The sequence below is a fragment of the Ruegeria sp. O5 genome, from assembly GCF_056535105.1.
Genome location: NZ_JBQERN010000003.1, coordinates 14,865 through 38,530 on the forward strand (window position 1 = coordinate 14,865; position 23,666 = coordinate 38,530).

A 23,666-nucleotide genomic window follows, 5' to 3' on the forward strand; every position below is an offset into this window, starting at 1 on the left:
GGTTCCTTGCCGGGCGCTTGTTTTTTTACAGTGCTGCTTTGAACAGCTGTGTCAGGTTTTCTTTGGTCAACTCAATCGGGTTCCCGCCGCATGAAGGGTCGATGATTGCGCCTTCGACGAGGGTTGGGACTGAGGTTTCGGTCACGCCGAGGTCTGCCAGCTTTCGCGGGATACCAAGGCTGTCGTTGAATTCCTGCACAAAGGCGCGGAAGCCATCGAACCCTCCGTTGATGCCCAGATAGGCGGCAGCGTTCTGGAACCGGTCGGCGATGGCGGGGGCGTTAAAGTCCAGCACGGCAGGCATACAGACCGCGTTTGTGGTGCCGTGATGAGTGTTAAAGTGCGCGCCAACCGGGTGGCTCATGGCGTGGATCGCACCCAGTCCCTTCTGGAACGCGGTCGCGCCCATGGCCGCCGCGCTCATCATCTGGGCGCGGGCCTCAATGTCGTTGCCATCTGCGTAGGCGCGCGGCAGATAGTCTTTCACCAAACGCATACCTTCCAGTGCGATGCCCTGGCTCATCGGGTGATAAAGCGGGCTCGAATAGGCTTCGACGCAATGCGCGAAGGCGTCCAGACCGGTGCCTGCGGTGATGAATTTGGGCATCCCAACCGTCAGTTCCGGATCGCAGATCACCACCGTCGGCAGGACCTTGGGGTGGAAGATGATCTTCTTGGCGTGGGTCTCGGAATTGGTGATGACACTGGCACGACCAACCTCGGACCCGGTCCCCGCAGTCGTTGGAACCGCAATGATCGGCGCGATTGCATCCGCGTCGGCGCGGGTCCACCAGTCGCCGATATCCTCAAAGTCCCATACCGGGCGCGTCTGGCCGCACATGAAGGCGACCATCTTGCCCAGATCCAGCCCCGAGCCGCCGCCAAAGGCAATCACACCATCGTGCCCACCGGCCTTGTATGCCGCAACGCCTGCGTCGAGGTTTTTCTCATTTGGGTTTGGGTCCACATCACTGAATAGACCGCGGCCCAGACCAGCCGCCTCCATGATATCCAGCGTCGCCGATGTGATCGGCAGATCGGCCAACCCTTTGTCCGTGACCAGCAGAGGTTTCTTCATCCCGGCTGCGGCACAGGCTGCGGGCAGTTCCTTGATGCGCCCGGCACCAAATTTGATTGCGGTCGGATAGGACCAGTTTCCAACAAGTGACATGTCAGGTTTCCTTTGTGATTTGAGACCTGCTCGGGTGAGGGGGTCAGCCCCGAGCAGGCCGTCGTCCTTAGCCCGTGACCTTCTTCAGGTGGTAGGATTTTGGACGGGTGAGATTGTGATAGCCGATGACCGAAAGACCACCGCCGCGTCCGGTATTCTTGCAACCGGTCCAGCACAGCCCAGGATCCAGATAGTCGGCCCGGTTCATAAAGACGGTGCCGGTCTCGATCTGGTCGCCCACACGCGCCGCTCGGTCCACATCGCGGGTCCAAAGGCTGGCAGTCAGGCCAAATTCGCTGTCATTCATCAGCGCGATGGCCTCGGCATCCGAGGACACTTTCATGATGCCCACCACCGGGCCAAAGCTTTCGTCCCGCATCACCCGCATATCATGGGTGACATTGGTCAGGATCTGTGGCGTGAGATATGCGCCGCCGTCATCCTCGGGGAAGGCTTCAATATGCGCGACCGCACCGGCCTCAACCGCTTCGGCAATCTGCGCGCGCACCTCGTCAGCGAAACGCACATTGGCCATCGGACCAATAGTTGTTTCGGCGTCCAGCGGATTGCCCAGTTTGTAGCCTTTCACGATCTCAACGGCCTTGGCGACAAAGTCATCATACAGGCTTTCGTGAACGTAAATCCGCTCGATCCCACAGCAACACTGGCCCGAATTGAACATCGCGCCGTCGATCAACGTATCGACCGCCGCGTCCAGATCGGCGTCGTCCATGACATAACCCGGATCCTTGCCGCCCAGTTCGGTGCCCACGCCCGTAAAGGTCCCCGCCGCCGCACGCTCCATGGCCTGACCGCCACCGACCGAACCGGTGAAGTTCACAAAATCGAACGCGTTACCCGCGATTAGGTCATTGGTCACGTCGTGGCTGAGGAACACGTTCTGGAACACGTCTTCGGGCACCCCCGCCGAATGGAACGCCTGCGCCATCCGCTCACCAACCAACAAAGTCTGGGTTGCGTGCTTCAGAACAACCGTGTTGCCCGCGATCAGCGCGGGCGCCACCGTGTTGATCGCCGTCATGTAAGGATAGTTCCAAGGGGCAACTACAAAGACCACCCCATGCGGAATACGTTTGATATAGCGTTTGAAGGTTTCATCCTCGCCCACGGCAATATCGGCCAGTGACGTCTCGGCGATCTTTGCCATATGGCTGGCACGTTCGTTGAAGCCACCAAACTCGCCGCCATAGCGCACCGGGCGGCCCATCATATGCGCGAGTTCCGGAACGATCTCATCATTCATCGCGCCGACAGCCGCGACGCCCGCCATCACCAGATCAATCCGCTCCTGCAACGGACGCGCTGCCCATCCGGCCTGCGCCGCCCGCGCACGGTCAGCAATTTCAAACGCAGCATCCCGAGACAGTACTTCTCGTTCGGCAAATACCGATCCATCGATCGGCGAGACACATTGCAACATCTGCCCCATAGTCACTCCATCTCTAAAGAGAGCAGGATCCCTGCTTCATCTGGCCATAAATATCCCGGGGTGCGCGAGGGGCCGGCCCCTCGCTTCCTCCATCTCAAGCCCGCTCAAACCCGCGGGCAATTTCCCAATCGGTTACCACGCGTTCGAATTCCTCGATTTCGACCTCAGCCGCGCGGGTATAGTGATCGACAACGTCATCGCCCATGGCCGCGCGCAGCATCTGTGATCCGTGCAAAGCGTTGCGTGCATCCTTCAAAGTACCCGGGATCTTTCCCGTCTCTCCCTGATAGACATCGCCTTTGGTCGGCGGCTGCAACTCCAGCCCTTCTTCGATCCCCGCGATCCCGGCCGCCAGCATCCCTGCAATCGCCAGATAAGGGTTCATGTCCGATCCCGGAATACGGCACTCGACCCGTATCGCCTTGGTGCCATCCCCGCACAGGCGGTACCCTGCCGTACGGTTGTCTACCGACCAGATGATCCGCGTCGGCGCAAAGGTGCCCTTCATGAACCGCTTGTAGCTGTTGATGTACGGCGCCATGAAATACGTGTAATCAGCGGCGTATTTCAGCAGGCCGGCCATATAGCTTTTCATCAGCGCCGACATGCCCAGTTCATCCCCGGCATCATAGAAGGCAGGTTTGCCATCCGCCCAAAGCGACTGATGCACGTGCGACGAGCTGCCAACCCTTTCATGATGCCATTTCGGCAGGAAGGTCGCCGCATGACCCTGCTGCCAGGCGATCTCTTTCACCGCGTTCTTGGCGATCGAGTGATACTCTGCCGTGTCCATCGCAGGCGCGTATTTGATATTCAGTTCTTCCTGTCCGGCCTCGGCTTCACCTTTGGTGTTCTCGACCGGAATACCCGCATCCCACAGGTGGTTCCGGATCGGACGCATCACATGCTCTTCCTTGGTGGTCTGCAGAATGTGATAATCTTCGTTATACCCCGAGATCGGCTCCAAATCGCGGAACCCTTCCTTGCGGATCGCATCAAAGCTTTTCGCGAACAGGAAGAATTCCAGCTCGGTGGCGCACATCGCCTCATACCCCATCGCCTTCAGGCGGTTCACCTGCTTTTTCAGGATCGAGCGCGGCGCATGTGGCACTTCCTCATGGGTGTGGTGATCCAGCATATCGCACATCACCATCGCGGTGCCCTCCAGCCAGGGCACCGGGCGCAATGTGCTCAGGTCTGGCTTCATCACATAGTCGCCATAACCCCGCTCCCAACTGGTCGAGGCATACCCATCCGGCGTCGCCATCTCGAGATCCGTGGCCAGCAGGTAATTACAGCAATGGGTCTCTTCCCACGCGCCAGCCACAAAATGACCTGCATGAAAACGCTTGCCCATCAACCGACCCTGCATGTCAACCATGCAAACCAATACAGTGTCGATCGCGCCGTCTGCGACAAGCGATTTCAGGGTTTCGAAAGTCAGAGTTGCGGTCATGAAACAAACCTCATGCGTTGAGTAGGGGCGCCGCATGACAGCGCCCCTGTTTTGATATCAATCGAAAGTGTAAGGAGCGCCGGCCTGGTTGATGACCGAGTTGTACTCACGGAAGATGCCAACGATCTTCTGGTGAATTTCGCCTTCCTGTGCGACCTCGTCCCAGAATTCGATAGCGGCATTTTCCACTTCTTTCCATTCTGCCGCCGGAACCTGTCGCAACTGCAGTTTGTCACCATTCGCGCGCAAGGCCGCTTCGCCGCCCCAATACCACTGGTTACGATAGGTGTGGCCTGCTTCGACACCCGCCATCACAACCGATTTCAGGTGGTCAGGCAACTCGGCCCAGCGTTCCTGGTTTGCAAACCAGGACCCGATCCACGCGCCTGAGATGTTGTTGGTCAGGAAATAGTCGGTCACATTGGCCCAGCCAACAGTGTAATCTTCAGTGATGCCGGACCAGGCCATTCCGTCCAACTCACCGGTTTGTACCGCCACTTCCGCGTCTTCGTAAGGGATATTGACTGGTACAACACCAAACTTGGCCAGAAAACGCCCTGCCGTCGGGAAGGTATAGAGCTTCAGCCCATCCAGGTCGCCAAGGCTCTTGATTTCCTTTTTGGTGTTGAAGTTGCAGGGGTCCTGACCCGCTGCCGACAGCCACGTCACGCCAACCTTCTCATATTCCGAGCGCCAGATATCAGCCAGACCGTACTGGTTGAACAGCACCGGAACGTCCAGAATATGCTTGGTGGCGAAGGGGAAATAACCACCGAACTGACGCAGCGGAGTAGGCGAAGCCATGGAATCGTCGTCCGAATGCACACCGTCAATCGTGCCGCGTTGCAGGGCCTGGAACAGTTCACCTGTCGGAACGATCTGGTCCGCATAGAACAGTTCGATCTCAAGTTCGCCATTGGCATTGGCGTTGATGTAATCGATGGCTGGCTTGGTCACATGTTCGCCCAATGCGCCACCGGCATAGGTCTGGAACCGCCACTTGATGGCGGATTGCGCTTTGACGATCGCAGGAGAGGCCAATGTAGCGGCCCCCGCCAGACCGGCGGAACTTAGAAATCTGCGTCTTGTAGTCATTGTCTTTCTCCTCTGTTTAGTCTTGCTGAACTTCGCCCCTTGCCGGGGTCTTGTGACTTAATTTCCATAGACATAATTCGGCAGCCAAAGCGCGATTTCAGGAAAGATGATGATTATGGCCAAGGCGCAGACCATCACCAGAACAAAAGGAACGATCGAACTGTAGATATCGCGCAGCGAAATCTCCGGGGGGGCCATCGCGCGCATCAGGAACAGGTTATAGCCGAATGGCGGCGTCATGTATGCGATCTGCGTGGTGATCGTATAAAGCACGCCGTACCAGATAAGATCAAATCCAAGCGCACCCACCAGCGGAACGTAAAGCGGCGCGACGATAACCAGCATGGCAGTATCGTCCAGAAACGTACCCATCAGGATAAAGCTGAGCTGCATGAGAACCAGGATCATCCACGGGGAAAGACCCAGTTTTTCGGTAAACAGGCTTTCGATTGCCTTGACCGCACCCAACCCGTCGAAGACAGCGCCAAAAGCCAGAGCCGCCAGAATGATCCACATGAACATACACGAGATGCCCAGGGTGTGCCGAATTGAATTCTCGAAAACCGTGCGTGTCAGCCGTCCTTTCAGAAAGGCAGCCAGCATGGCCGTGGTGGCGCCGATGGCGGAGGATTCCACCAACGAAGTCCAGCCGTTAACAAAAGGGACCATCATCACCATGAAAATGCCCAAGGGTAACAATCCGGCTTGCAACAGCAGCAGCTTTTCTCGCAACGGAATGTCGCGGTCTTCCGCGGGCAGGACCGGGCCGAGCGACGGGTTGATGCGGCAACGGATGACAATGTAGATGATGAACATGGCCGCCATCATCAGCCCGGGTATCACTCCGGCAAGCCATAGCTGGCCAACGGGTTGCCGCGCGATCATGGCATAAAGAACCAGAACAACGGATGGTGGCACCAGAATCCCAAGGGATGATCCGGCCTGAATGACGCCGGTCACCATGCGCTTGTCATAGTTCCGGCGCAGCAATTCCGGCAAGGCGATCGTAGCGCCGATTGCCATTCCTGCAACGGACAGCCCGTTCATTGCCGAGATCAGAACCATCAGCCCGATGGTTCCGACAGCCAGACCACCGGACAAGCCGCCCATCCAGACATGGAACATCTTGTAAAGGTCATCTGCGATCCGACTTTCGGAAAGGATGTATCCCATGAAGATGAACATGGGCAGTGTCAGCAGCGGGTACCACTTCATGACTTTGATCGCAGCGGCAAAACCCAAGTCGTAGCCGCCCCTATCCCCCCATAGGAACAAGGCTGAAACCACAGCGACACAGCCGATTGCACCAAAGACGCGCTGGCCGGTCAGCATCATAAGCATCATTGATGCGAACATCAGCAAGGCAATCATCTCGTATGACATCAGATTACCTCACGCGGGATATCGTCGCCGCACAGGCGCAGAATATCTTTGAACAATTCTGATATGGCTTGCAGCAGCATCAAGAAAATACCGATAACCATGATCAGCTTGACCGGCCAAAGGTAGGGTCGCCAGATGGTCGCGCTGCGCTCACCACCATATTGGAAGGAATAAATCAGGCTGTCCCATCCCCCCCACAGCAAGATGACCAGATAGATGATCAGGAATACGACTGTGAAGGCATCCGTCCAGGCCTTGCGGCGATGAGACCATTCGCCATAAAGCAGGTCCATTCGCACGTTTGACCCCATCTGGATCGAATAAGGGCCACCAAGCATGTAGTAGGCCACCATGGCGAACTGAGCCATCTCGAGCGTCCAGAGGGACGGCACGAAAAAAGTTTTCGAGACCGAAGACCAGAACAGAATACCCATCATGACGAATATGCCGTACATGACGACGCGCCCGATCCAGCGGTTCGTTCGGTCAATGACCGCCACGTAGCCCCGCAAGAACTTCATCTCGTTACCTCAACTCTCATTGTTTCGCCTCTGTGTGCGAATACGCATTAATGACCGTTTGCAGGATCGGCGCCAGTATCCCGGCAATACGGTCTACTTCCGTTGGAGTGTCGATGAGATCGTTTCGAACCTCGACCATGACATTCGGAAGCCCCCGACTGATCGCATGTTCCTGCAACGTATGCGTGACGCCATCCGTAGCAGAGTAAGGTTCGTTCAACGCGGCTTTCAGACCCGAGTCCTTGGCACAGCGCAGCATAAGTTGGGCTGCCCGGTCGTCTTCGTCATGAAGAATGCCCAACTCGACTGATCGGGTCTTTCCGTTGTAGACGGGCGTGAAACTGTGCATCGTGACAACGACAGGCGGCCGGTCCCGTGCGTCCAGAGTAGACGACAACAGTTGTTTGAACGGCTCATAAACCTCGCGGATCCGTTGGGCACGTTGAGCGTCCGTCAGGTTTTCGTTGCCGGGAATGGAAAATACTTCGCTTACCTGCGGCATTGCATCTGCACGTTCAGGTGAGCGGTTGCAGTCGTAAACAAGTCGGCTGATGCAGGAATGAACCAGCGGCGCGTCCAAGGCCTTCGTCAGTTCGACCGAAAGCGCCAATGCGCCGATATCCCAAGCTGCATGAGACAATGCGGCGTCCTCAGTCAGGCCCAACCCGTTCAGTGACGCTGGGATGAATCGGCTAGCATGTTCGCATACCAAAACGCATTGTGCCCGGCCGTTGGCGTTCTGCACGCGGGCTGCCGGAGCTTCGGTTGGTAGTAGCATTGATGTCTCGGAATCGTGGTGCATAGGTAGCATTTGTTACAGCAACCTCAGACCTGTCAAGAAAATTACTGTAGACAAAATTACAAACGAACATATCCTGTAGAAAATTTGAGAAACGAAGGTGCCGATGGCCACCGTTGCAAAACTTGTCAAACAACGGATACAGGAAGAGCTTGACGATCTGACACGGTCAGAACGGCAGCTGGCCTCGGTACTTTTGCAGGATTACCCGATGACCGGCTTGCAATCGATCACCAAGCTGGCCGCTGCGGCGCAGGTCTCGACCCCGACGGTCATACGTATGGCACGCAAGCTGGGTTTTGACGGTTTTCCCGCCCTGCAGGACGCCCTGCGAGAGGAGGTGGCGGCACAGATCAAAAAGCCGATCTCGAAACGGGATGCCTGGGTTGTGGATGACGAGGCGGAACATCCCACAACGCGGTTTGCACAGGCCGTTTGGACAAATATGCGTCACACGCTGGAACGTCTGGACAAAGAGATGTTCGACACCGTTGCCCAGCTTCTGGCAAACACGGATCGCCATCTTTACGTCGTGGGCGGGCGTATCACGCGATCAAATGCGGATTATCTGTTCAATCACATGCAGATTATTCGACCCAATGTGACGATGCTGGGCAATTCGGCAAACGTTTGGCCGCAGTACCTGCTTGATATGGATGAAACCTCGGTTCTGGTGATTTTTGATATCCGCCGATACGAGGCCTATCTCGAGAAACTGGCGCAGGTCGCATCCAGCCGCGGCGTGACGGTTATCCTGTTCACCGACCAGTGGGGATCACCGATTGGCAAGACCGCCAATTACACGTTTCATGCACTGGTCGAGGCACCCTCCAGCTGGGATTCAACAATAGCGCTACAGCTGATATCGGAGACCCTGATCGCTGAAGTGCAAGAGGCACGGTGGGAAGAAAGCAAGGAACGCATCGAGGAACTCGAGCGGTTTTTCTCCTCGACGCGGATATTCCGCAGTCACGATTGAAGGCCGTACATCCACCGGGAAATATCACGGTTTTGGTCGCGCGAATTTTCACACTTCCCGCTTGACGCGCCCCGGCGCATGACTTAACCAGCGCAAACCATTTGCGGGTATAGCTTAATGGTAAAGCCCCTGCCTTCCAAGCAGGCTATGTCGGTTCGATTCCGTCTACCCGCTCCAATCCCCACTGATTTCTGCGTCAAATGGCCCTTATGGTTGGCTGTTTCTGGCAGGAATGCTTGACCGGAACGGCGGCTGGGGCCAAGAAAGCGTTCACTTTGTAGCGTTCAATACACAAGGGCCGGACATGGCAAGACAGACCGCCAATAAACCAGCACAATCAGCGGCTCCTGGCGCTAGCGAAGAGCGGGCCCGCTCAAGGAAGATCGGGGTGCTGCGGTCGCTCTGGCCTTTCATGAAACCCTACAGGCTATTGATGATCGGGGCGACACTGGCGCTGATCCTGACAGCCAGCATGACGCTGACCCTGCCATTGGCCGTGCGACGCGTTGTCGACAATTTCCGCATTCAGGACGGTGAATTGCTGGACTGGTACTTTTTGGCAGCGTTGGGCATTGCCGCTGTTCTGGCTGCGGGAACCGGTATCAGATATGCGTTGGTCACACGGTTAGGGGAACGTGTGGTTGCTGACATCCGCAAGGCTGTATTTGATCGTGTGATCGGCATGAGCCCCGAATTCTACGAACGCATCATGACCGGTGAAGTGTTGAGCAGGATCACCACCGACACGACACTCATCCAATCGGTTCTTGGCTCATCCGTTTCCATCGCGCTGCGCAATATGCTGATGTTTATCGGCGGGCTGGTTCTGATGCTGTTGACCTCGGCCAAGCTGACCGGCCTTGTCTTGCTGCTTATCCCCGTGGTGGTGGTGCCGATATTGATTCTGGGGCGGCGTTTGCGCGTGATCAGCCGCGAAAACCAGGATTGGATTGCGGCGTCATCCGGAAACGCGGGCGAGGCATTGGGGGCGGTACAGACGGTGCAGGCCTTTACCCACGAACAAGCCAGCCGCCAGCAATTCGATGAGATGACCGAGATGTCCTATACTGTTTCACTGCGTCGGATTCAGACCCGTGCAGTGCTGACGGTGATTGTGATCTTTCTGGTATTTTCAGGCATCGTTGGCGTTCTGTGGATGGGTGCAAATGACGTACGCAACGGTGTGATGACCGAGGGCGTTCTGATTCAATTCGTGATCTACTCGATTATAATGGCGGGTTCAGTCGCGGCCTTGTCCGAGATTTGGAGCGAGCTTCAGCGCGCCGCCGGAGCCACCGAGCGACTTGTTGAGTTGCTGAATGCCGAAGATACGGTTTCGGACCCGGCCAAACCCGCTCCTTTGCCAAAGGACGTCCGGGGCGAAATCCGGTTCGAAGATGTCAGTTTTCGCTATCCAGCGCGCCCCGATACAATCGCGCTGGATCACTTGTCGCTTCAGGTAAACCCGGGCGAGACCGTTGCCTTTGTCGGACCGTCAGGGGCGGGCAAGACGACGATCATTCAATTGATTCAACGGTTCTATGACCCAAATTCGGGCCGGGTGATGTTGGATGGCCATGATCTGCGGGAACTGGATCGCACAGATTTCCGAAAGTACATGTCATTGGTGCCGCAGGATCCAGTGATCTTTGCCGCCTCAGCCCGCGAAAACATTCGTTTCGGTCGTCTGGACGCAACGGATGCCGAAGTAGAAGCCGCAGCCCGTGCCGCCATCGCACATGATTTCATTGCCGTATTGCCCGATGGGTATGACAGTTTTGTCGGCGAACGCGGTGTCATGCTGTCGGGTGGGCAAAAACAGCGTATCGCAATCGCCCGCGCCATTTTACGCGACGCACCCGTGCTGCTGCTGGACGAGGCGACCTCGGCTCTTGATGCGGAGAGTGAACGTGCGGTGCAGGGCGCCGTGGATCAGATGCGTGCCGGCCGCACGACCCTGATTGTTGCGCACAGATTGGCGACCGTAAAGAAAGCCGACCGTATTGTCGTGCTAGAAGAAGGCCGTATCGTGGCGCAGGGCAGCCATGATGATCTGGTGTCCCAAGATGGGCTATATGCGCGCCTTGCACGACTGCAGTTCACAGATGGCGTTGCGGCAGAATAGGAGTGACGCGCGGGCATTTGTCAATTCGCCGTAGCGTCATTCTACATTTTACCCCCTTTGAAGGCTAAGGCCTCGCTTGCGCGAGGGTTGTTTTGCTTCCATCTTGGTTGCGAACAACAAGCTCGTGCAAAAACACGGGAGAAAAACGGGAGGAACCACATGGCCTTTGTGGGATTGGAAGACAAGACGCGCATGGAACAGGAAATGTCGTGGGAGGATCGGGATCTGCCTGTCACCTTCCATCAGCTCCTGTCGCGCACGGCGGGGAAGTTCCCAAACCACAATGCCATCAGTTTTCAGCTTTTTTCTGGCCCCAATGACAAAGCCGAAACCCTGACCTGGTCTGAACTTCTGGGCAAGGTCAATCAGGCAGCAAACCTGTTCCGCTCGCTGGGTGTCGGTGAAAAAGACGTGGTGGCCTATGTGCTGCCAAACTGTAACGAAACACTGATTACCATGATGGGCGGTGCAGTTGCGGGGATTGTGAACCCGATCAATCCGCTGCTGGAGCCCGAGCAGATTGCGGCGATCCTGCGTGAGACAGGCGCCAAAGTGGTTGTTACATTGAAGTCTTTCCCGAAAACGGATGTTGCCCAGAAGGTGGAAGAGGCGGTGCGCCACGCGCCCAAGGTCAACACCATTCTGGAAATTGACCTGAATCGGTACCTGACGCCGCCCAAATCGTGGCTGGTTCCCTTCCTGCGCCCCAAGATGGGCGAAAAGGAAAAACTGGCACATGCGGACTACAAGAGTTTCAACAAGGAACTCGCCAAGCAACCAACGACGCTGACATTCGAGGACAGCAAGGACGATCGCGTTGCTTGTTTCTTCCACACTGGTGGGACCACCGGGATGCCCAAGGTGGCGCAGCATAAATACTCGGGCCTGATCTACAACGGCTGGCTGGGCAAAACACTGTTGTTTGACGAGAATGACGTCATCATGTGCCCGCTGCCGATGTTCCACGTCTTTGCAGTGCATGTGATCGTTATGGCCGCCGTGTCGTCGGGTGCGCATGTGATATTCCCGACACCTGCAGGTTATCGCGGTGACGGTGTATTCGACAATTTCTGGAAGCTGATCGAGCGCTGGAAGGTGAGCTTTATCATCACTGTTCCAACCGCGATATCAGCCAAGATGCAACGCCCGGTGGACGCAGATATCTCAAGTGTGAAAACCGCCTTTTCGGGTTCGGCGCCGCTGCCGGTGGAGTTGTTCCGCCGCTTCGAAGAGGCGACGGGCGTCACCATCGTCGAAGGCTACGGCCTGACCGAGGCCACCTGTCTGGTCTCGTGCAACCCCGTGGATGGCGAGAAAAAGATCGGTTCGATCGGTATTCCGTTCCCCTATACGGATGTCAAAATCCTGCTGGATGGGCCGGATGGGCCGACAGAGTGCGGCACTGATCAGATTGGTGAGATCTGCATCTCGAACCCCGGTGTGTACGCAGGCAACACGTATACTGAGGCCGACAAGAACATTGGTCTTTATCACTTTGACAAATACCTGCGTACGGGCGATCTGGGACGGTTTGACGAAGACGGCTACCTTTGGATCACTGGTCGCGCCAAGGACCTGATCATTCGCGGTGGTCACAATATCGATCCTGCCGAAATCGAAGAGGCGCTGCTGGGTCACAATGCGGTTGCCTTCGCGGGGGCGATCGGCCAGCCGGACGCGCATTCGGGCGAAGTGCCCTGCGCCTATGTCGAATTGGTCGATGGGGCGTCGGTCACTGAAAATGAGCTGCTGGAATATTGCAAGGTTCACGTGCATGAGCGTGCCGCGCAACCCAAGCACATTACCATTCTTGATGAGTTGCCGAAAACAGCCGTCGGCAAGGTGTTCAAGCCGGACCTGCGCAAACAGGCCATCACCCGCATATACAATGGCGCTCTTGAAGCTGCGGGCCTCGCTTCGCGGGTTGTTCTGGTGATCGACGATAAGAAGCGTGGCCTTGTCGCGCAGCTTGACGCGAACGGATCTTCGGAAGACGATGTCGCGAAAGTCCTGGGCGCATATACCCGACCCTGGGAGTGGTCCGAATAAGTTGGAGGAACAATGGACTATGAACGCCTGATCGACGAAGAAACCTGGGCGTTCATACGCCGCACGGCTGAAAGCTATCCCGATGATGCGGTCGATTTGTCCATCGAGGACCAGCGTCGCGTCTATGACGCGATGTGCAAGAAATTTCGCCAACCGCGCCCTGCCGGTGTCGAAACTCAGGACCTGTTCGCCGATGGGGTGCCGGTCCGCCATTATACATCCGGGCAACCGACCCGAACGATCGTCTATTTCCACGGCGGCGGGTTTGTTGTTGGCGGGCTGGACAGCCATGATGATGTCTGTGCCGAGTTCTGTGCCCAAACGGGATACCGCGTCGTTTCAGTTGACTACAGGCTGTGCCCTGAACATGTGCATCCGGCGCAGTTCCGAGATTGCTGGACGGCTGTGAAATGGGCGGTGGCTGAGTATGGCGACCCGCTTGTCCTGGCCGGGGATAGTGCGGGAGGAAATCTGGCAGCAGCTATCGCCCACCATGCGCGCGGGCGGCTGGACAATATACTGGGGCAGGTGCTGATCTACCCCGGTTTTGGCGGAGACCAATCGCGCGGTTCATATCTTGAGCACGCCCATGCTCCTTTACTGACACTGGACGATATTAAATTCTACGAAACCGTCCGATACGCAGGTACCCCGCCTCAGGGCGATCCGACTTACGCGCCCTTACAGGACAATGATTTCTCGGAACTGCCGCCTACTGTTGTGATTACCGCTGATTGTGATCCGCTCCGTGATGACGGGAAGGTCTATTGCGAGCGGATCAGTGCAGCTGGTGGTCTGGCCCATTGGATCAACGAACCTGGCCTTGTCCATGGGTACCTGCGCGCGCGAACCTCGGTAAAGCGCGCAGCAGACAGTTTCGAACGGATTTCGATCGCAATCGAAGCGCTTGGGCAAGAAATCTGGCCCTACGACTGACGCCAGCCAGTTACTTCAGGAAAGGCTTAGCCTTCATCGTCTCTGCGAGGGGCGCACCCAAACGGTTCAGAATGGTCGGGGCCAATTGGACCTGATCTATCACGGTTTCAGCGTCAGGCCCGTCGGCATCACCGAAGTAATACAGCGCGGTTTCCTGTTGCAGTGGGCTGCGCCCACCGTGGTGTCCGCGCTCGTCCTGACCGTGATCGGCGGTGACGATCACCTCATACCCTAGTTGGCGCCAGCGTGGGATGAACGGGGCCAGCATCTCGTCTGCAACAAAACAGGCATGATCCATTTCCTCGCAGTCGTGATAGAAACGGTGACCCATGCTGTCCAGTGTGCAGGTGTGCAGGATTCCATAGTCCAACCCAAAGCGCAGACACAGATTGGTCAGGGTCGCAAATAGATCGACGTCGGACGGGGTCATCTGATTGTCTTTGCCGTAACCGGTCATGCTGTGAAAGCGACCGTGATTGATGGTCTGGCTCTCTGGCTCGTCATATTCGACGTCCCGCACATAGTCGAACGGGTGACGGTTGAAGAACTGCGACCAAAAACTGTGCGTTACTGCCCCAGTCACGCCGCCGGCCTCACGTACCTGGCTAAAGATATCCTTGTGGCTCAGGCGAAAAACGTTGCCGTTTCCGGTGCAGCCGTGTTCTTGCGGGGTTACGCCCGTATGGATCGATGCATAGCAACTGGCCGAAGTTGAAGGCAGCACCGCGCGGTGCTTCCACACCCGAGCTTCGCCGCTGTCGACCCAGCCTTCGAGGTTGCCGAACAGGCGGCGGAAATTCCGGTATGGTACTCCGTCAAGGATGATCAATAGTAGTTTACGGTCCATGGTTCGGCCTTTTGATCTGAGTATTTCATGGGGACGATACGCGAGTTGAAACCACGCGCCTGTCAAATCGCGTCCCAAATAATAAATTCCCGACGTCAGCCAAGATGCAAAACGCCGGGAATCCATTTCTTCAAAGTGATGTTACAGGCGCAGAGATCAGTTCCCCGCGCTTTCCATTTTGCGATGGGCAACGACCTCTTCCAGCCAACCCAGATGCATCTCGGGCACCGAGCTCAGCAGCAGGTCTGTATAGTCGTCGAATGGCGGGCTGAGCACCTGGCTCTTTGGGCCATAGCGCGCCACGCGTCCCTGATACATCACCGCAATGCTGTCGCTGATCGCCCGAACCGTCGCCAGATCGTGGGTGATAAACAGGTAGGCCACATCCTCGATCTTCTGCAAATCCAGCAGCAGCTTGAGGATACCGTCCGCCACAAGCGGGTCGAGTGCCGATGTCACCTCGTCGCAGATGATCATCTTGGGCTTGGCCGCCAAAGACCGCGCGATACACACGCGTTGCTTCTGGCCACCGGACAACTCGGCTGGGTAACGGTCGATGAACTTCTCGCCCAACTCGATCTCGTCCAGCAACTCGACAACCCGTTTGCGTTTTTCGGCACCGCGCATGTTGAAGTAGAACTCCAGCGGGCGCCCGATGATCGTGCCGACGGTCTGGCGCGGGTTCATTGCCACGTCAGCCATCTGATAGATCATCTGCAACTCGCGCAGGTCCTCGCGGGATCGTCCGGCAAGATCAGGCGAAAGTTTGCGTCCGGCAAACGTAATCTCGCCATCGCGCGGCGGCAACAGGCCGGTGATCACCCGGGCGAGTGTCGACTTACCAGAACCGGATTCGCCCACAACTGCCAGCGTCTGCCCCGGATGAAGCTCGACATTGACGTTGTGCAGCACGTCGAAATTCAACCCCTTGTAACGTGCGGTGATACCGTCAACGCTCAACAGTGGTTCCGCTGTGGGCTGTTTTTCTTCGTGCTCGATCGAACGGACCGAGACCAGAGCTTGCGTGTACTCTTCCTGCGGGTTGTTGATGATCTGATCGGTTGACCCGTATTCAACCGTATCTCCCATCCGCAGAACCATGATTTCGTCGCTGACCTGCGCCACGACCGCAAGGTCGTGCGTGATGTAAAGAGCAGCAACACCGGTATCGCGAATGGCTTCTTTGATCGCCATCAGCACGTCGATCTGCGTGGTCACGTCCAGCGCCGTGGTAGGTTCATCGAACACCACCAGATCGGGTTCGGGGCACAGCGCCAGCGCAGTCATGCATCGCTGCAACTGTCCGCCTGAAACCTGGTGCGGGTAGCGGTCACCGATATTATCCGGGTCGGGTAGGCCTAGTTTGGCGAACAGTTCCCGCGCGCGGCCTTCGGCCTCTCTTCGCGAAAACTTCTTGTGCTCGACCGCAGCTTCGACAACCTGATCCATGATCTTCTTGGCCGGGTTGAACGACGCGGCAGCGGATTGCGACACATACGCAACCTCACCCCCGCGCAGGTTGCGGATATCGCCATGTGACGATTTCAGGATATCGCGCCCATTTACCCAAACCTCGCCGCCGGTGATTTCAACACCACCCCGGCCATAGGCCATGGAAGCGAGGCCGATGGTGGACTTACCGGCACCGGATTCTCCGATCAGCCCCAGCACCTTGCCGCGTTCGAGGTCAAAACTGACCCCGTGCACGATTTCGATGTCATGGGGTTTTTCACCCGGTGGGTAAACGGTTGCACCGATCTTGAGGTCACGGACCTTGAGAAGGGTATCACTCATCCCCGGCCTCCTTTCAGCGATGTGGTTCTGTTCAGGACCCAGTCAGCAACAAGGTTGACCGAGATCGCGAGCGTCGCGATGGCCACAGCCGGGTACAAAGCTGCGCCGATGCCATACACGATGCCGTCCTTGTTTTCCTTCACGATGCCGCCCCAGTCGGCCAGCGGTGGCTGAACGCCCAGCCCCAGAAACGAAAGGGTCGAGATGAAGAGGACCATAAAGATGAACCGCAGCCCGAACTCGGCCACCAGCGGTGACAGGGCGTTCGGCAGGATTTCACGGAAGATGATCCAGGCACGGCCTTCGCCGCGCAATTTGGCGGCCTCGACATAATCCATCACGTTGATGTCGACAGCAACCGATCGCGACAGACGATACGGGCGTGTCGCGTCCAGAAGGCCCATCACCAGGATCAGGATCGGGACCGTCACCGGGACGATGGCCAGAATGACCAGCGCCAGGATCAGCGTCGGGATCGACATGACCAGATCAACCGCCCGGCTGAGAACCTGATCGGCCCAACCGCCCAGAACCGCCGCCAGCAAACCCAGCGACGTGCCGGTTACAAAGCTGAGGATCGTAGCCGCAGCCGCAATGAAGATGGTGGTGCGCCCGCCGTAGATCATGCGTGTGAGCAGATCCCGACCGATATTGTCTGTGCCCAACAGATGTTCTGCGCTTGATTGCTCCCACACATCGCCAACCACTTCGGCCATACCGTAGGGCGCAATAAGCGGTGCAGCCAAGGCGACAAAGAAATAGAGACCTGTGAACAACAGACCGATCATTGCCGAAATTGGTATATTTTTCATCATTTCGGATGCCTCAGTCTTGGGTTGGCCAGGATCGATACGATATCGGCCACCATGTTCAGCCCGATATAGACGGCGGCAAAGACCACACCACACGCCAGCACGACCGGCACGTCACGTTTGGTTACCGAGTCCACCAGGTATTGCCCCATGCCGGGATAAACGAACACCACTTCGACCACGACAACGCCCACGACCAGATAGGCCAGGTTCAGCATCACCACGTTTACAATGGGCGAGATCGCGTTCGGAAAGGCGTGTCGCGCAATGACCTGAAAGTTTGACAACCCCTTCAGTTCCGCCGTTTCGATATAGGCTGACTGCATCAGGTTGAGGATCGCCGCGCGGGTCATGCGCATCATCTGCGCCAAGACCACCAGCGTCAGCACGAAAGCGGGCAACGCGATCGCATTGAGTTTTTGCCCGAATGACATCGAGTCGTTGATCATCGCAAGCGAGGAAAACCAGCCCAGCTTTACCGAGACATAGTAGATCACCACGTAGCCGATCAGAAACTCTGGTATCGACACTGTCGTAAGCGTGATGGCAGAGATCAGCTTGTCCGGCCAGCGGTTGCGGTAGCGAACTGCCAGCAAGCCCAGGAAGATGGCAAGCGGAACCGAAACCACGGCTGCGGCGCATGCCAGAAACAACGTGTTGCCCAACCGTTTGCCAATGCTTTCCGCAATGTCCAGCTTGTTGGTCAGGGACTGACCCAAATCACCTTGAACGATACCGCCCAGCCATTCGAAATAGCGGGTCAGGGCAGGCCGGTTCAGGCCCATTTCTTCGCGCAGGTTTGCAAGGGCCTCGGGGGTTGCGGACTGCCCCAGGACGGCTTGCGCTGCGTCTCCGGGAAGGGCTTCGGTCAGGCCAAAAATCAGGGCCGAAGCGCCAAACAGCAATAGGAGTCCCAGCGCTAAGCGCTGGGAAACCAGTTTGATGATAGGATGCATGATCCGTGGCCTGCTTTACGCGAACCACAACTTGCGCGACACCTGGCCGTTCATCATCTCGCCGTTGGGATCTTCTTCCCAGCCTGCCAAAACATTGCTGGATGCATCGACGAAGTTGTTGAACATCGGGCAGATCAGGCCACCTTCATCGCGGACCATTTGGCCCATCTGACTGTAAATACCTTTTCGTTTCTCCGTGTCCAACTCGGCACGGGCCGCGAAAAGCATGTCATCAAAGGCTTGAACTTTGAAGCGTGTGTCGTTCCAGTCTGCGGTTGACAGGTATGCGGTTGCATACATCTGGTCCTGCACCGGACGGCCACCCCAATACGAGGCGCAGAAGGGTTGCACGTTCCAGACCTCGGACCAGTATCCGTCATTGGGCTCGCGCTTGATTTCCAGTGGGATGCCAGCCTGAGCGGCCGTCTGTTGGAACAGTGCCGCAGCGTCTACTGCGCCAGGGAAGGCCCCGTCTGCAACTCGAAGGATGATCGGCGATCCGTCGTGGCCCGAGTTTTTGTAGTGCTCGGCCGCTTTTTCAACGCTGAACTCGCGCTGGGCGATGGAGGCGTCGAACAACGGGTAGGCCGCGTTTACCGGCATGTCATTCCCGACCGATCCATAGCCGCGCAGAACCTTGTCCACCAGTTCTTGCCGGTTGATGGCATATTTCAAAGCCAAACGCAGTTCGTTGCTGTCGAATGGCGCGGTGTCGCAATGCATGATGAACACATAATGGCCACGACCCGGAGTTGAGTTCACGGTGATATTGGGTGCACGACCCAGCAGGTCGGCAACTTTGGGCTCGATCCGGTTCGCAAGATGGACCTGACCACCTTGCAGCGCGGCTGTCCGGGCGGTTGCGTCGTTGATCACCACGTTTTCGACACTGTCGAAATGCGCGTCATCGTTCCAATAGTTCGCAAACTTGGTGAACACGTGGCGGATCCCAGGTTCATCGACCTCAAGCTGATAGGGGCCAGTACTGATACCCGCTGCGGGATTGTCGATGCCACCATCAGGCTGAATGACCAGGTGGTAATCCGACATCAGATAGGGCAGGTCTGCGTTCGCCTCGACCAGCGTCACTTGGAAAGTGTCGCCATCTGCCTTCATGGACTCGATGCCCTTCATGACGCCCAGAGCACCAGACTTGGAGTCCTCGTTCGAGTGACGCTGCATGGTTTTCAGCACGTCTTCGCTGGTCAAGGTCTTGCCGTTGTGGAATTCGACACCCTGACGCAACTTGAAAGTCCAAACCTTGGCATCTGCGCTGCCTTCAACACTTTCCGCCAGACGAGGCTCGATCGAGCCATCAGGCGCGACCTCAACCAGCGTGTCGCCAAAGTGACGGCCGTTCATATATGGGACCGAGCTGGCATAGGTTGCCGGGTCCAGTGAGTTTGTGGATTCACCGCCAAACAGACCCAGCTTCAGGTCACCACCCTTTTTCGGGCCAGCAGCCCGAGCGGCGTCTGCGAACATTGTGCTGGCCATCGCAGCCGAAACACCCAGCGCCGCGGCTTTCCCCATGAATTCGCGGCGGGTCATTTTTCCGGCTGTGACCTGACCGGCCATATGCGTGATTTGTTCGTTCATCGAGTATTCTCCCTATCGAGTGGTTTTAACCCTTTTCGGGTTTTTGTTGACGCATGAGTCAACGTTGGCTTATTTCAGCGAGCCGGGCAAGGGTATTTCTCCTCAATGCCGAAGGCCGAAGCGCAAGTAACCTTGTTCGGTGCGAGGCCCTTTCCACAAGAATACTATGATACAATCGTGTTTCAGACCAGTTTCCGAGCCTTTACGGTCCGGGGCGGCATGAAATACGCCAAATCATCCACGTATTGCGACAACCAAGTCCATGACATTGGTGCCGGTTGGCCCGGTTGTCAGCAAGGCTTGGGCTTTTTCAAGAAACGATCCGCTGTCAGCATTTTTCAGGGCGGCTATACCGCTTTCGTTCCATGTTGCACCGGTAATGATTCCCCCTGCCGCATTGGTCGGTCCGTCTGTGCCGTCCGTGCCGCCGACAACAACTGTCAGGTTTGATTGCCCGGAGATTTCCCGCGCCAGTGCAAGTGCCAGTGCCTGGTTTCGTCCACCGCGCCCAGGGTGATCCGGCAAGACCACAGTCGGTTCCCCACCGAAGACCATCACGCCCTTCTCCATGCCGCGTAGCAGTTGGCCAAGATGTGCGGCAACCTTCAGATAGTCATCATGCAGCGCCTCTTCATTGGCCCAAACCTTTAGCCCAGCCGCTTCGGCGGCTTGTACAACCACATTGCGGGCATGGGCGTTCGAGGCCACGATCCGCGTGGTGGCCTCAAATGTGTGGCTGGAAGGCAAAGCGCCGATACCCGATCCAATGACATTGAGGTCGTCGCCCGGTACGTCCGAGATGGCCAGAACAGTCGCGCGCGCGCCCGCAAAGTGCGACAGCAACCCCCCGCCTTTTATGCGGGACAGCTTGCGCCGCTCGGCGTTCATCGCACCGATATCCATCCCCTCTGAAAGCAACTTGCGGTTCAATGCTTCGAGATCGCTCAGTGATTTTCCGGGCAAAAGGTCTTCGGCCAACGAGGATGCGCCACCTGACACCAGAAGCAGCACATGTGATCCGGGGTCCATCTGTTCCAGCGCCTTACGCAGAGCACGCCCGCCCGCAAGGCTGCGGTTGTCCGGAACCGGGTGCGAGGCTTCGATCACCTCGACAGTGTCCGGCAAGTCACGGCCGTGATCGTCCTTGGTCACAACAAGCGTGGGAATCGTGCCGAACCGCGCCAACGCCGCCCGTGCCATGGCGGCGGCGGGCTTGCCTACGGCCAGAATACGGTCCGGTTTCGGGATGTCGTGCAGGGCGGCCTCGGTGGCGGTGTATCCGTCAACGGCCTCAACCCCGGCGCGCCAAAGTTGAACGGCTTGCTTTTCAGTATCCATCAAGTCTCCACCCAGATTGTGACCGGTCCGTCGTTGACAAGTTCAACGGCCATATCGGCCCCGAATTGTCCAGTTTCCACCGCTACACCTTGCGCAGCAAGGTAGTTTGCGAAGGTATTATACAGATGCTCGCCAAGTTCGGGCGGTGCTGCAGTTGAAAACCCCGGCCTGTTACCGCTTGTTGTATCTGCCGCCAATGTAAACTGGCTGATCACCAAGGCTGACCCTTTTACATCCAGAAGCGAGCGGTTCATCTTGCCCGCATCGTCCTTGAAAATCCTGAGTCTGGCGGTTTTCCGGGCCAGTTTTTCAGCCTGGGCTTCATCGTCCCCCTGCATGGCGCAGACAAGAATCAAAAGCCCCGGACCGGATGCGCCAATGACATTGCCATCGACCGATACTTTGGCTTGCGAAACTCTTTGCAGCAATGCGCGCACGCGGTTCCCCCCCCTTGGCGATTATCTTGCCTGAGCGATGGTTTAGCCGCGCCAGTCGACAAAGTCACCCAGCGCGGCACGATCTGTGCGAAAGTTATTTGCGGGATGCTTTCTGTCTGAATACCCAAAGGAAATCGCGCACAGGATCAGACGGTCTTTCGGGATCTGAAAATATCTGTGCAGGAACGGGCCATACGCGGCTAATGCGGCCTGAGGAATGGTTGCCACTCCCAACGCCTGCGCTGCCAACGAAAAAGCCGTAACAAACCCTCCGCAATCCATTGCGCCATATGGCCCAAGTTCCGCCGGGCTTGAGACGATGGCGCAATGCGGTGCATCGAACAGAGCGAAATTGCGCATCATTTGTTGGGCCGATCCTGCCCGGTCCCCGCGTTCCACACCGACTGCTTCATAGAGCGCCCAACCGCACGCGCGGCGGCGGTCTTGATAGACGCCTGAATATGACGCGGGAAACGGAAGATCGGGGGCCGGTGCGCCTGTTTCAGCTTCGTTTTGCATCGCCGCGCGGAACCTGTCGGTCTCTGCGCCGCTTGTGATCACCAATTGCCACGGCTGCGCGTTACACCAGCTTGGGACCCGGGCCGCGCTGGCCACGATTTGTTCGATCTGCTCCTTTGGTACAGGGTCGGGCAGGAAGGCCCGGCAGGATTGGCGTTTCTCCAGAAGGTTATTCAGTTCTGCGAATGACACTAGCGCCTCGTTGTTATGTTCCGACCCTCAGGATGATCATGCCGCGCGAGATGTACAAGCAGTTGCTATTGCTGCCCGTTGGCTGCCAGATACCCGACAACCCCGGCAACAAGCAGGCCCAGAACAACGGCAATCGTGATCTTGATGGCTGACCAGGGACGTTCCCCCTGAACCCGCCCGGTTCGACCGTTCACCACAAATCGATAGGTCTGCCCGCGATATTTGTAAGCCGCCATCCAGATCGGCAGCAGAATATGTTTGAAGGTGACATCGCGCACCTCGGTGTCCACCGCGTGGATACGCTGCTTGTCACCCCCAATATCGAAGCGAACATCCCGTTCGATCACGCGCGCCATATGCGCGCGGGCCTCGGTATAGCCCTCATTTAGTTCAACTGTATATGCCTCGGCGCGAAATCCGGCGAGGTATTCTGGCTGGTAAGGTTCAAGTGCCGGCAGATCCCAAGGCTGCAACGCGTCAGTGTAAGCCTTGGGCAACGACTGCGAAGCCAGCACCAGGACATCGTCAAAAAAACGCGCAACACGACCCGATTTGGGCGACCAGCGCACCTTTGGTACTTGTTGCTGAACCCGTTTACCGTCCCGCATCACAGTGTGGGTTTCATAATAGATCACGCCGCGCTCACCACGGTAGGCGGATTTGGTGTCGGCATCAAAGGTCCAGTACGGCACATAAATGCCCTGCATCTTGCGGCCCTTGCGGGCATAGTCCTTCAGCCCGTTGGGCGCGAACCATAACCGCCCCAGCCAATCGCTCATCGCCTTATGCGCCTCGCGCTCGTCGAAAGCAAAAGGCAGAACGCCCTTCGGCTTGATATGCCGGTTCACGCCGGTGTCGGTTACCACCGGCGTGGCACAGAACGGGCATTCCGCAGCGTGCGTGTTGGGGTCGAATTCAACCTGGGCTGCGCAGTTCGGACAGGACAGAACGCGGGTCTGTTCCAGCTCGCTGTCAGGCAGACGGTCCGCAATGGCCGCGTCAAAATCCAGTTCGCGCAGGCTGGCACCTTGCCAGGGGCCCGATCCGATTGGTTCCGAATGACCACAATGATCACATGTCAGCGTACCATTGCTAGGGCTGAACCGATAATCCGCACCGCATTGCTGGCAGGGAAAGCGGTGCTCTGCAAAGTCAGGGGCGTGTGTCATACGTTACCCAATAGTGTCAGGTCAGATGGAGGAGTATCG

The 23,666-nt window shown here is 57.2% G+C and carries 20 protein-coding genes and 1 tRNA gene; 5 read left to right on the top strand and 16 right to left on the bottom strand.

Annotated elements, in window-relative coordinates:
* Positions 1-25: 25 nt before the first annotated feature.
* The 7 genes from ACR0M3_RS06195 to ACR0M3_RS06225 all read right to left on the bottom strand — a co-directional run bounded on the left by ACR0M3_RS06195 (position 26) and on the right by ACR0M3_RS06225 (position 7,854).
* Entirely contained in the window at positions 26-1,171 is a 1,146-nt protein-coding gene (locus ACR0M3_RS06195) for an iron-containing alcohol dehydrogenase (RefSeq protein ID WP_480909991.1), read from the bottom strand.
* Positions 1,172-1,238: 67 nt separating this feature from the next.
* Entirely contained in the window at positions 1,239-2,621 is a 1,383-nt protein-coding gene (locus tag ACR0M3_RS06200; protein WP_480506173.1) for an aldehyde dehydrogenase family protein, read from the bottom strand.
* Positions 2,622-2,715: 94 nt separating this feature from the next.
* A complete protein-coding gene (locus ACR0M3_RS06205) occupies positions 2,716-4,077 on the bottom strand; it encodes a glutamine synthetase family protein (RefSeq protein WP_267364712.1) in 1,362 nt (453 codons plus the stop codon).
* Between the two features lie 57 nt (positions 4,078-4,134).
* On the bottom strand, positions 4,135-5,172 hold the full coding sequence (locus tag ACR0M3_RS06210; RefSeq protein ID WP_209504652.1) for a TRAP transporter substrate-binding protein: 1,038 nt from the start codon (positions 5,170-5,172) through the stop codon (positions 4,135-4,137).
* A 57-nt stretch (positions 5,173-5,229) separates the two neighbouring features.
* The gene (locus ACR0M3_RS06215; protein WP_267367377.1) at positions 5,230-6,555 is read right to left on the bottom strand and encodes a TRAP transporter large permease; all 1,326 of its coding nucleotides are present in this window, start codon (positions 6,553-6,555) and stop codon (positions 5,230-5,232) included.
* Entirely contained in the window at positions 6,555-7,076 is a 522-nt protein-coding gene (locus ACR0M3_RS06220) for a TRAP transporter small permease subunit (RefSeq protein ID WP_480909992.1), read from the bottom strand. The genes ACR0M3_RS06215 and ACR0M3_RS06220 overlap by 1 nt, the downstream gene beginning before the upstream one ends.
* A gap of 16 nt (positions 7,077-7,092) precedes the next feature.
* Positions 7,093-7,854, bottom strand: coding sequence for an N-formylglutamate amidohydrolase (locus ACR0M3_RS06225; RefSeq protein ID WP_480909993.1), 762 nt, complete (start codon positions 7,852-7,854; stop codon positions 7,093-7,095).
* Between the two features lie 127 nt (positions 7,855-7,981).
* On the opposite strand from ACR0M3_RS06225, the gene ACR0M3_RS06230 reads away from it, so the two are divergent.
* From ACR0M3_RS06230 to ACR0M3_RS06250, 5 genes are all read left to right on the top strand, one after another.
* Positions 7,982-8,854, top strand: coding sequence for a MurR/RpiR family transcriptional regulator (locus tag ACR0M3_RS06230; protein ID WP_209597929.1), 873 nt, complete (start codon positions 7,982-7,984; stop codon positions 8,852-8,854).
* A gap of 103 nt (positions 8,855-8,957) precedes the next feature.
* A tRNA-Gly gene (locus ACR0M3_RS06235) sits at positions 8,958-9,031 on the top strand.
* 127 nt (positions 9,032-9,158) lie between these two features.
* A complete protein-coding gene (locus ACR0M3_RS06240) occupies positions 9,159-10,979 on the top strand; it encodes an ABC transporter transmembrane domain-containing protein (protein ID WP_480486422.1) in 1,821 nt (606 codons plus the stop codon).
* Between the two features lie 159 nt (positions 10,980-11,138).
* Complete coding sequence (locus tag ACR0M3_RS06245; RefSeq protein WP_480773136.1) at positions 11,139-13,028, top strand: acyl-CoA synthetase; 1,890 nt, start codon at positions 11,139-11,141, stop codon at positions 13,026-13,028.
* A 12-nt stretch (positions 13,029-13,040) separates the two neighbouring features.
* Positions 13,041-13,964, top strand: a complete 924-nt coding sequence (locus ACR0M3_RS06250; protein WP_480909994.1) for an alpha/beta hydrolase — start codon at positions 13,041-13,043, stop codon at positions 13,962-13,964.
* A gap of 10 nt (positions 13,965-13,974) precedes the next feature.
* Here ACR0M3_RS06250 and ACR0M3_RS06255 read toward each other — a convergent pair whose 3' ends face one another.
* The 9 genes from ACR0M3_RS06255 to ACR0M3_RS06295 all read right to left on the bottom strand — a co-directional run bounded on the left by ACR0M3_RS06255 (position 13,975) and on the right by ACR0M3_RS06295 (position 23,627).
* A complete protein-coding gene (locus ACR0M3_RS06255; RefSeq protein WP_267364868.1) occupies positions 13,975-14,811 on the bottom strand; it encodes an alkaline phosphatase family protein in 837 nt (278 codons plus the stop codon).
* Positions 14,812-14,967: 156 nt separating this feature from the next.
* Positions 14,968-16,605, bottom strand: a complete 1,638-nt coding sequence (locus tag ACR0M3_RS06260) for an ABC transporter ATP-binding protein (RefSeq protein ID WP_480909995.1) — start codon at positions 16,603-16,605, stop codon at positions 14,968-14,970.
* Positions 16,602-17,417 (bottom strand): ABC transporter permease, encoded by an 816-nt coding sequence (locus tag ACR0M3_RS06265; protein WP_480910107.1) that lies wholly within the window; start codon positions 17,415-17,417, stop codon positions 16,602-16,604. The genes ACR0M3_RS06260 and ACR0M3_RS06265 overlap by 4 nt, the downstream gene beginning before the upstream one ends.
* Positions 17,417-18,373, bottom strand: a complete 957-nt coding sequence (locus ACR0M3_RS06270) for an ABC transporter permease (protein WP_209504642.1) — start codon at positions 18,371-18,373, stop codon at positions 17,417-17,419. The genes ACR0M3_RS06265 and ACR0M3_RS06270 overlap by 1 nt, the downstream gene beginning before the upstream one ends.
* Positions 18,374-18,388: 15 nt before the next feature.
* Positions 18,389-19,972, bottom strand: a complete 1,584-nt coding sequence (locus ACR0M3_RS06275) for an ABC transporter substrate-binding protein (RefSeq protein ID WP_267364865.1) — start codon at positions 19,970-19,972, stop codon at positions 18,389-18,391.
* Positions 19,973-20,206: 234 nt separating this feature from the next.
* Positions 20,207-21,310: a glycerate kinase type-2 family protein gene (locus ACR0M3_RS06280; protein WP_480909996.1), complete on the bottom strand. Its 1,104-nt coding sequence runs from the start codon at positions 21,308-21,310 to the stop codon at positions 20,207-20,209.
* The gene (dtd, locus tag ACR0M3_RS06285; protein ID WP_480475727.1) at positions 21,310-21,747 is read right to left on the bottom strand and encodes a D-aminoacyl-tRNA deacylase; all 438 of its coding nucleotides are present in this window, start codon (positions 21,745-21,747) and stop codon (positions 21,310-21,312) included. Before dtd ends, ACR0M3_RS06280 begins: the two co-directional genes overlap by 1 nt.
* A 42-nt stretch (positions 21,748-21,789) precedes the next feature.
* The gene (locus tag ACR0M3_RS06290) at positions 21,790-22,458 is read right to left on the bottom strand and encodes a nitroreductase (protein ID WP_480482033.1); all 669 of its coding nucleotides are present in this window, start codon (positions 22,456-22,458) and stop codon (positions 21,790-21,792) included.
* 65 nt (positions 22,459-22,523) lie between these two features.
* Entirely contained in the window at positions 22,524-23,627 is a 1,104-nt protein-coding gene (locus ACR0M3_RS06295) for a TFIIB-type zinc finger domain-containing protein (RefSeq protein WP_480545782.1), read from the bottom strand.
* Positions 23,628-23,666: the final 39 nt, after the last annotated feature.

What these genes read in the sequence shown, in the direction of transcription:
- ACR0M3_RS06220 (WP_480909992.1), bottom strand. Translation starts at nt 7,076, where the DNA reads ATGAAGTTCTTGCGGGGCTACGTGGCGGTCATTGACCGAACGAACCGC.
- ACR0M3_RS06200 (WP_480506173.1), bottom strand. Translation starts at nt 2,621, where the DNA reads ATGGGGCAGATGTTGCAATGTGTCTCGCCGATCGATGGATCGGTATTT.
- ACR0M3_RS06255 (WP_267364868.1), bottom strand. Translation starts at nt 14,811, where the DNA reads ATGGACCGTAAACTACTATTGATCATCCTTGACGGAGTACCATACCGG.
- ACR0M3_RS06245 (WP_480773136.1), top strand. Translation starts at nt 11,139, where the DNA reads ATGGCCTTTGTGGGATTGGAAGACAAGACGCGCATGGAACAGGAAATG.
- ACR0M3_RS06280 (WP_480909996.1), bottom strand. Translation starts at nt 21,310, where the DNA reads ATGGATACTGAAAAGCAAGCCGTTCAACTTTGGCGCGCCGGGGTTGAG.
- ACR0M3_RS06195 (WP_480909991.1), bottom strand. Translation starts at nt 1,171, where the DNA reads ATGTCACTTGTTGGAAACTGGTCCTATCCGACCGCAATCAAATTTGGT.
- ACR0M3_RS06225 (WP_480909993.1), bottom strand. Translation starts at nt 7,854, where the DNA reads ATGCTACTACCAACCGAAGCTCCGGCAGCCCGCGTGCAGAACGCCAAC.
- ACR0M3_RS06240 (WP_480486422.1), top strand. Translation starts at nt 9,159, where the DNA reads ATGGCAAGACAGACCGCCAATAAACCAGCACAATCAGCGGCTCCTGGC.
- ACR0M3_RS06250 (WP_480909994.1), top strand. Translation starts at nt 13,041, where the DNA reads ATGGACTATGAACGCCTGATCGACGAAGAAACCTGGGCGTTCATACGC.
- ACR0M3_RS06275 (WP_267364865.1), bottom strand. Translation starts at nt 19,972, where the DNA reads ATGAACGAACAAATCACGCATATGGCCGGTCAGGTCACAGCCGGAAAA.
- ACR0M3_RS06210 (WP_209504652.1), bottom strand. Translation starts at nt 5,172, where the DNA reads ATGACTACAAGACGCAGATTTCTAAGTTCCGCCGGTCTGGCGGGGGCC.
- ACR0M3_RS06215 (WP_267367377.1), bottom strand. Translation starts at nt 6,555, where the DNA reads ATGTCATACGAGATGATTGCCTTGCTGATGTTCGCATCAATGATGCTT.
- ACR0M3_RS06230 (WP_209597929.1), top strand. Translation starts at nt 7,982, where the DNA reads ATGGCCACCGTTGCAAAACTTGTCAAACAACGGATACAGGAAGAGCTT.
- ACR0M3_RS06205 (WP_267364712.1), bottom strand. Translation starts at nt 4,077, where the DNA reads ATGACCGCAACTCTGACTTTCGAAACCCTGAAATCGCTTGTCGCAGAC.
- ACR0M3_RS06260 (WP_480909995.1), bottom strand. Translation starts at nt 16,605, where the DNA reads ATGAGTGATACCCTTCTCAAGGTCCGTGACCTCAAGATCGGTGCAACC.
- ACR0M3_RS06295 (WP_480545782.1), bottom strand. Translation starts at nt 23,627, where the DNA reads ATGACACACGCCCCTGACTTTGCAGAGCACCGCTTTCCCTGCCAGCAA.
- ACR0M3_RS06270 (WP_209504642.1), bottom strand. Translation starts at nt 18,373, where the DNA reads ATGCATCCTATCATCAAACTGGTTTCCCAGCGCTTAGCGCTGGGACTC.
- ACR0M3_RS06265 (WP_480910107.1), bottom strand. Translation starts at nt 17,417, where the DNA reads ATGAAAAATATACCAATTTCGGCAATGATCGGTCTGTTGTTCACAGGT.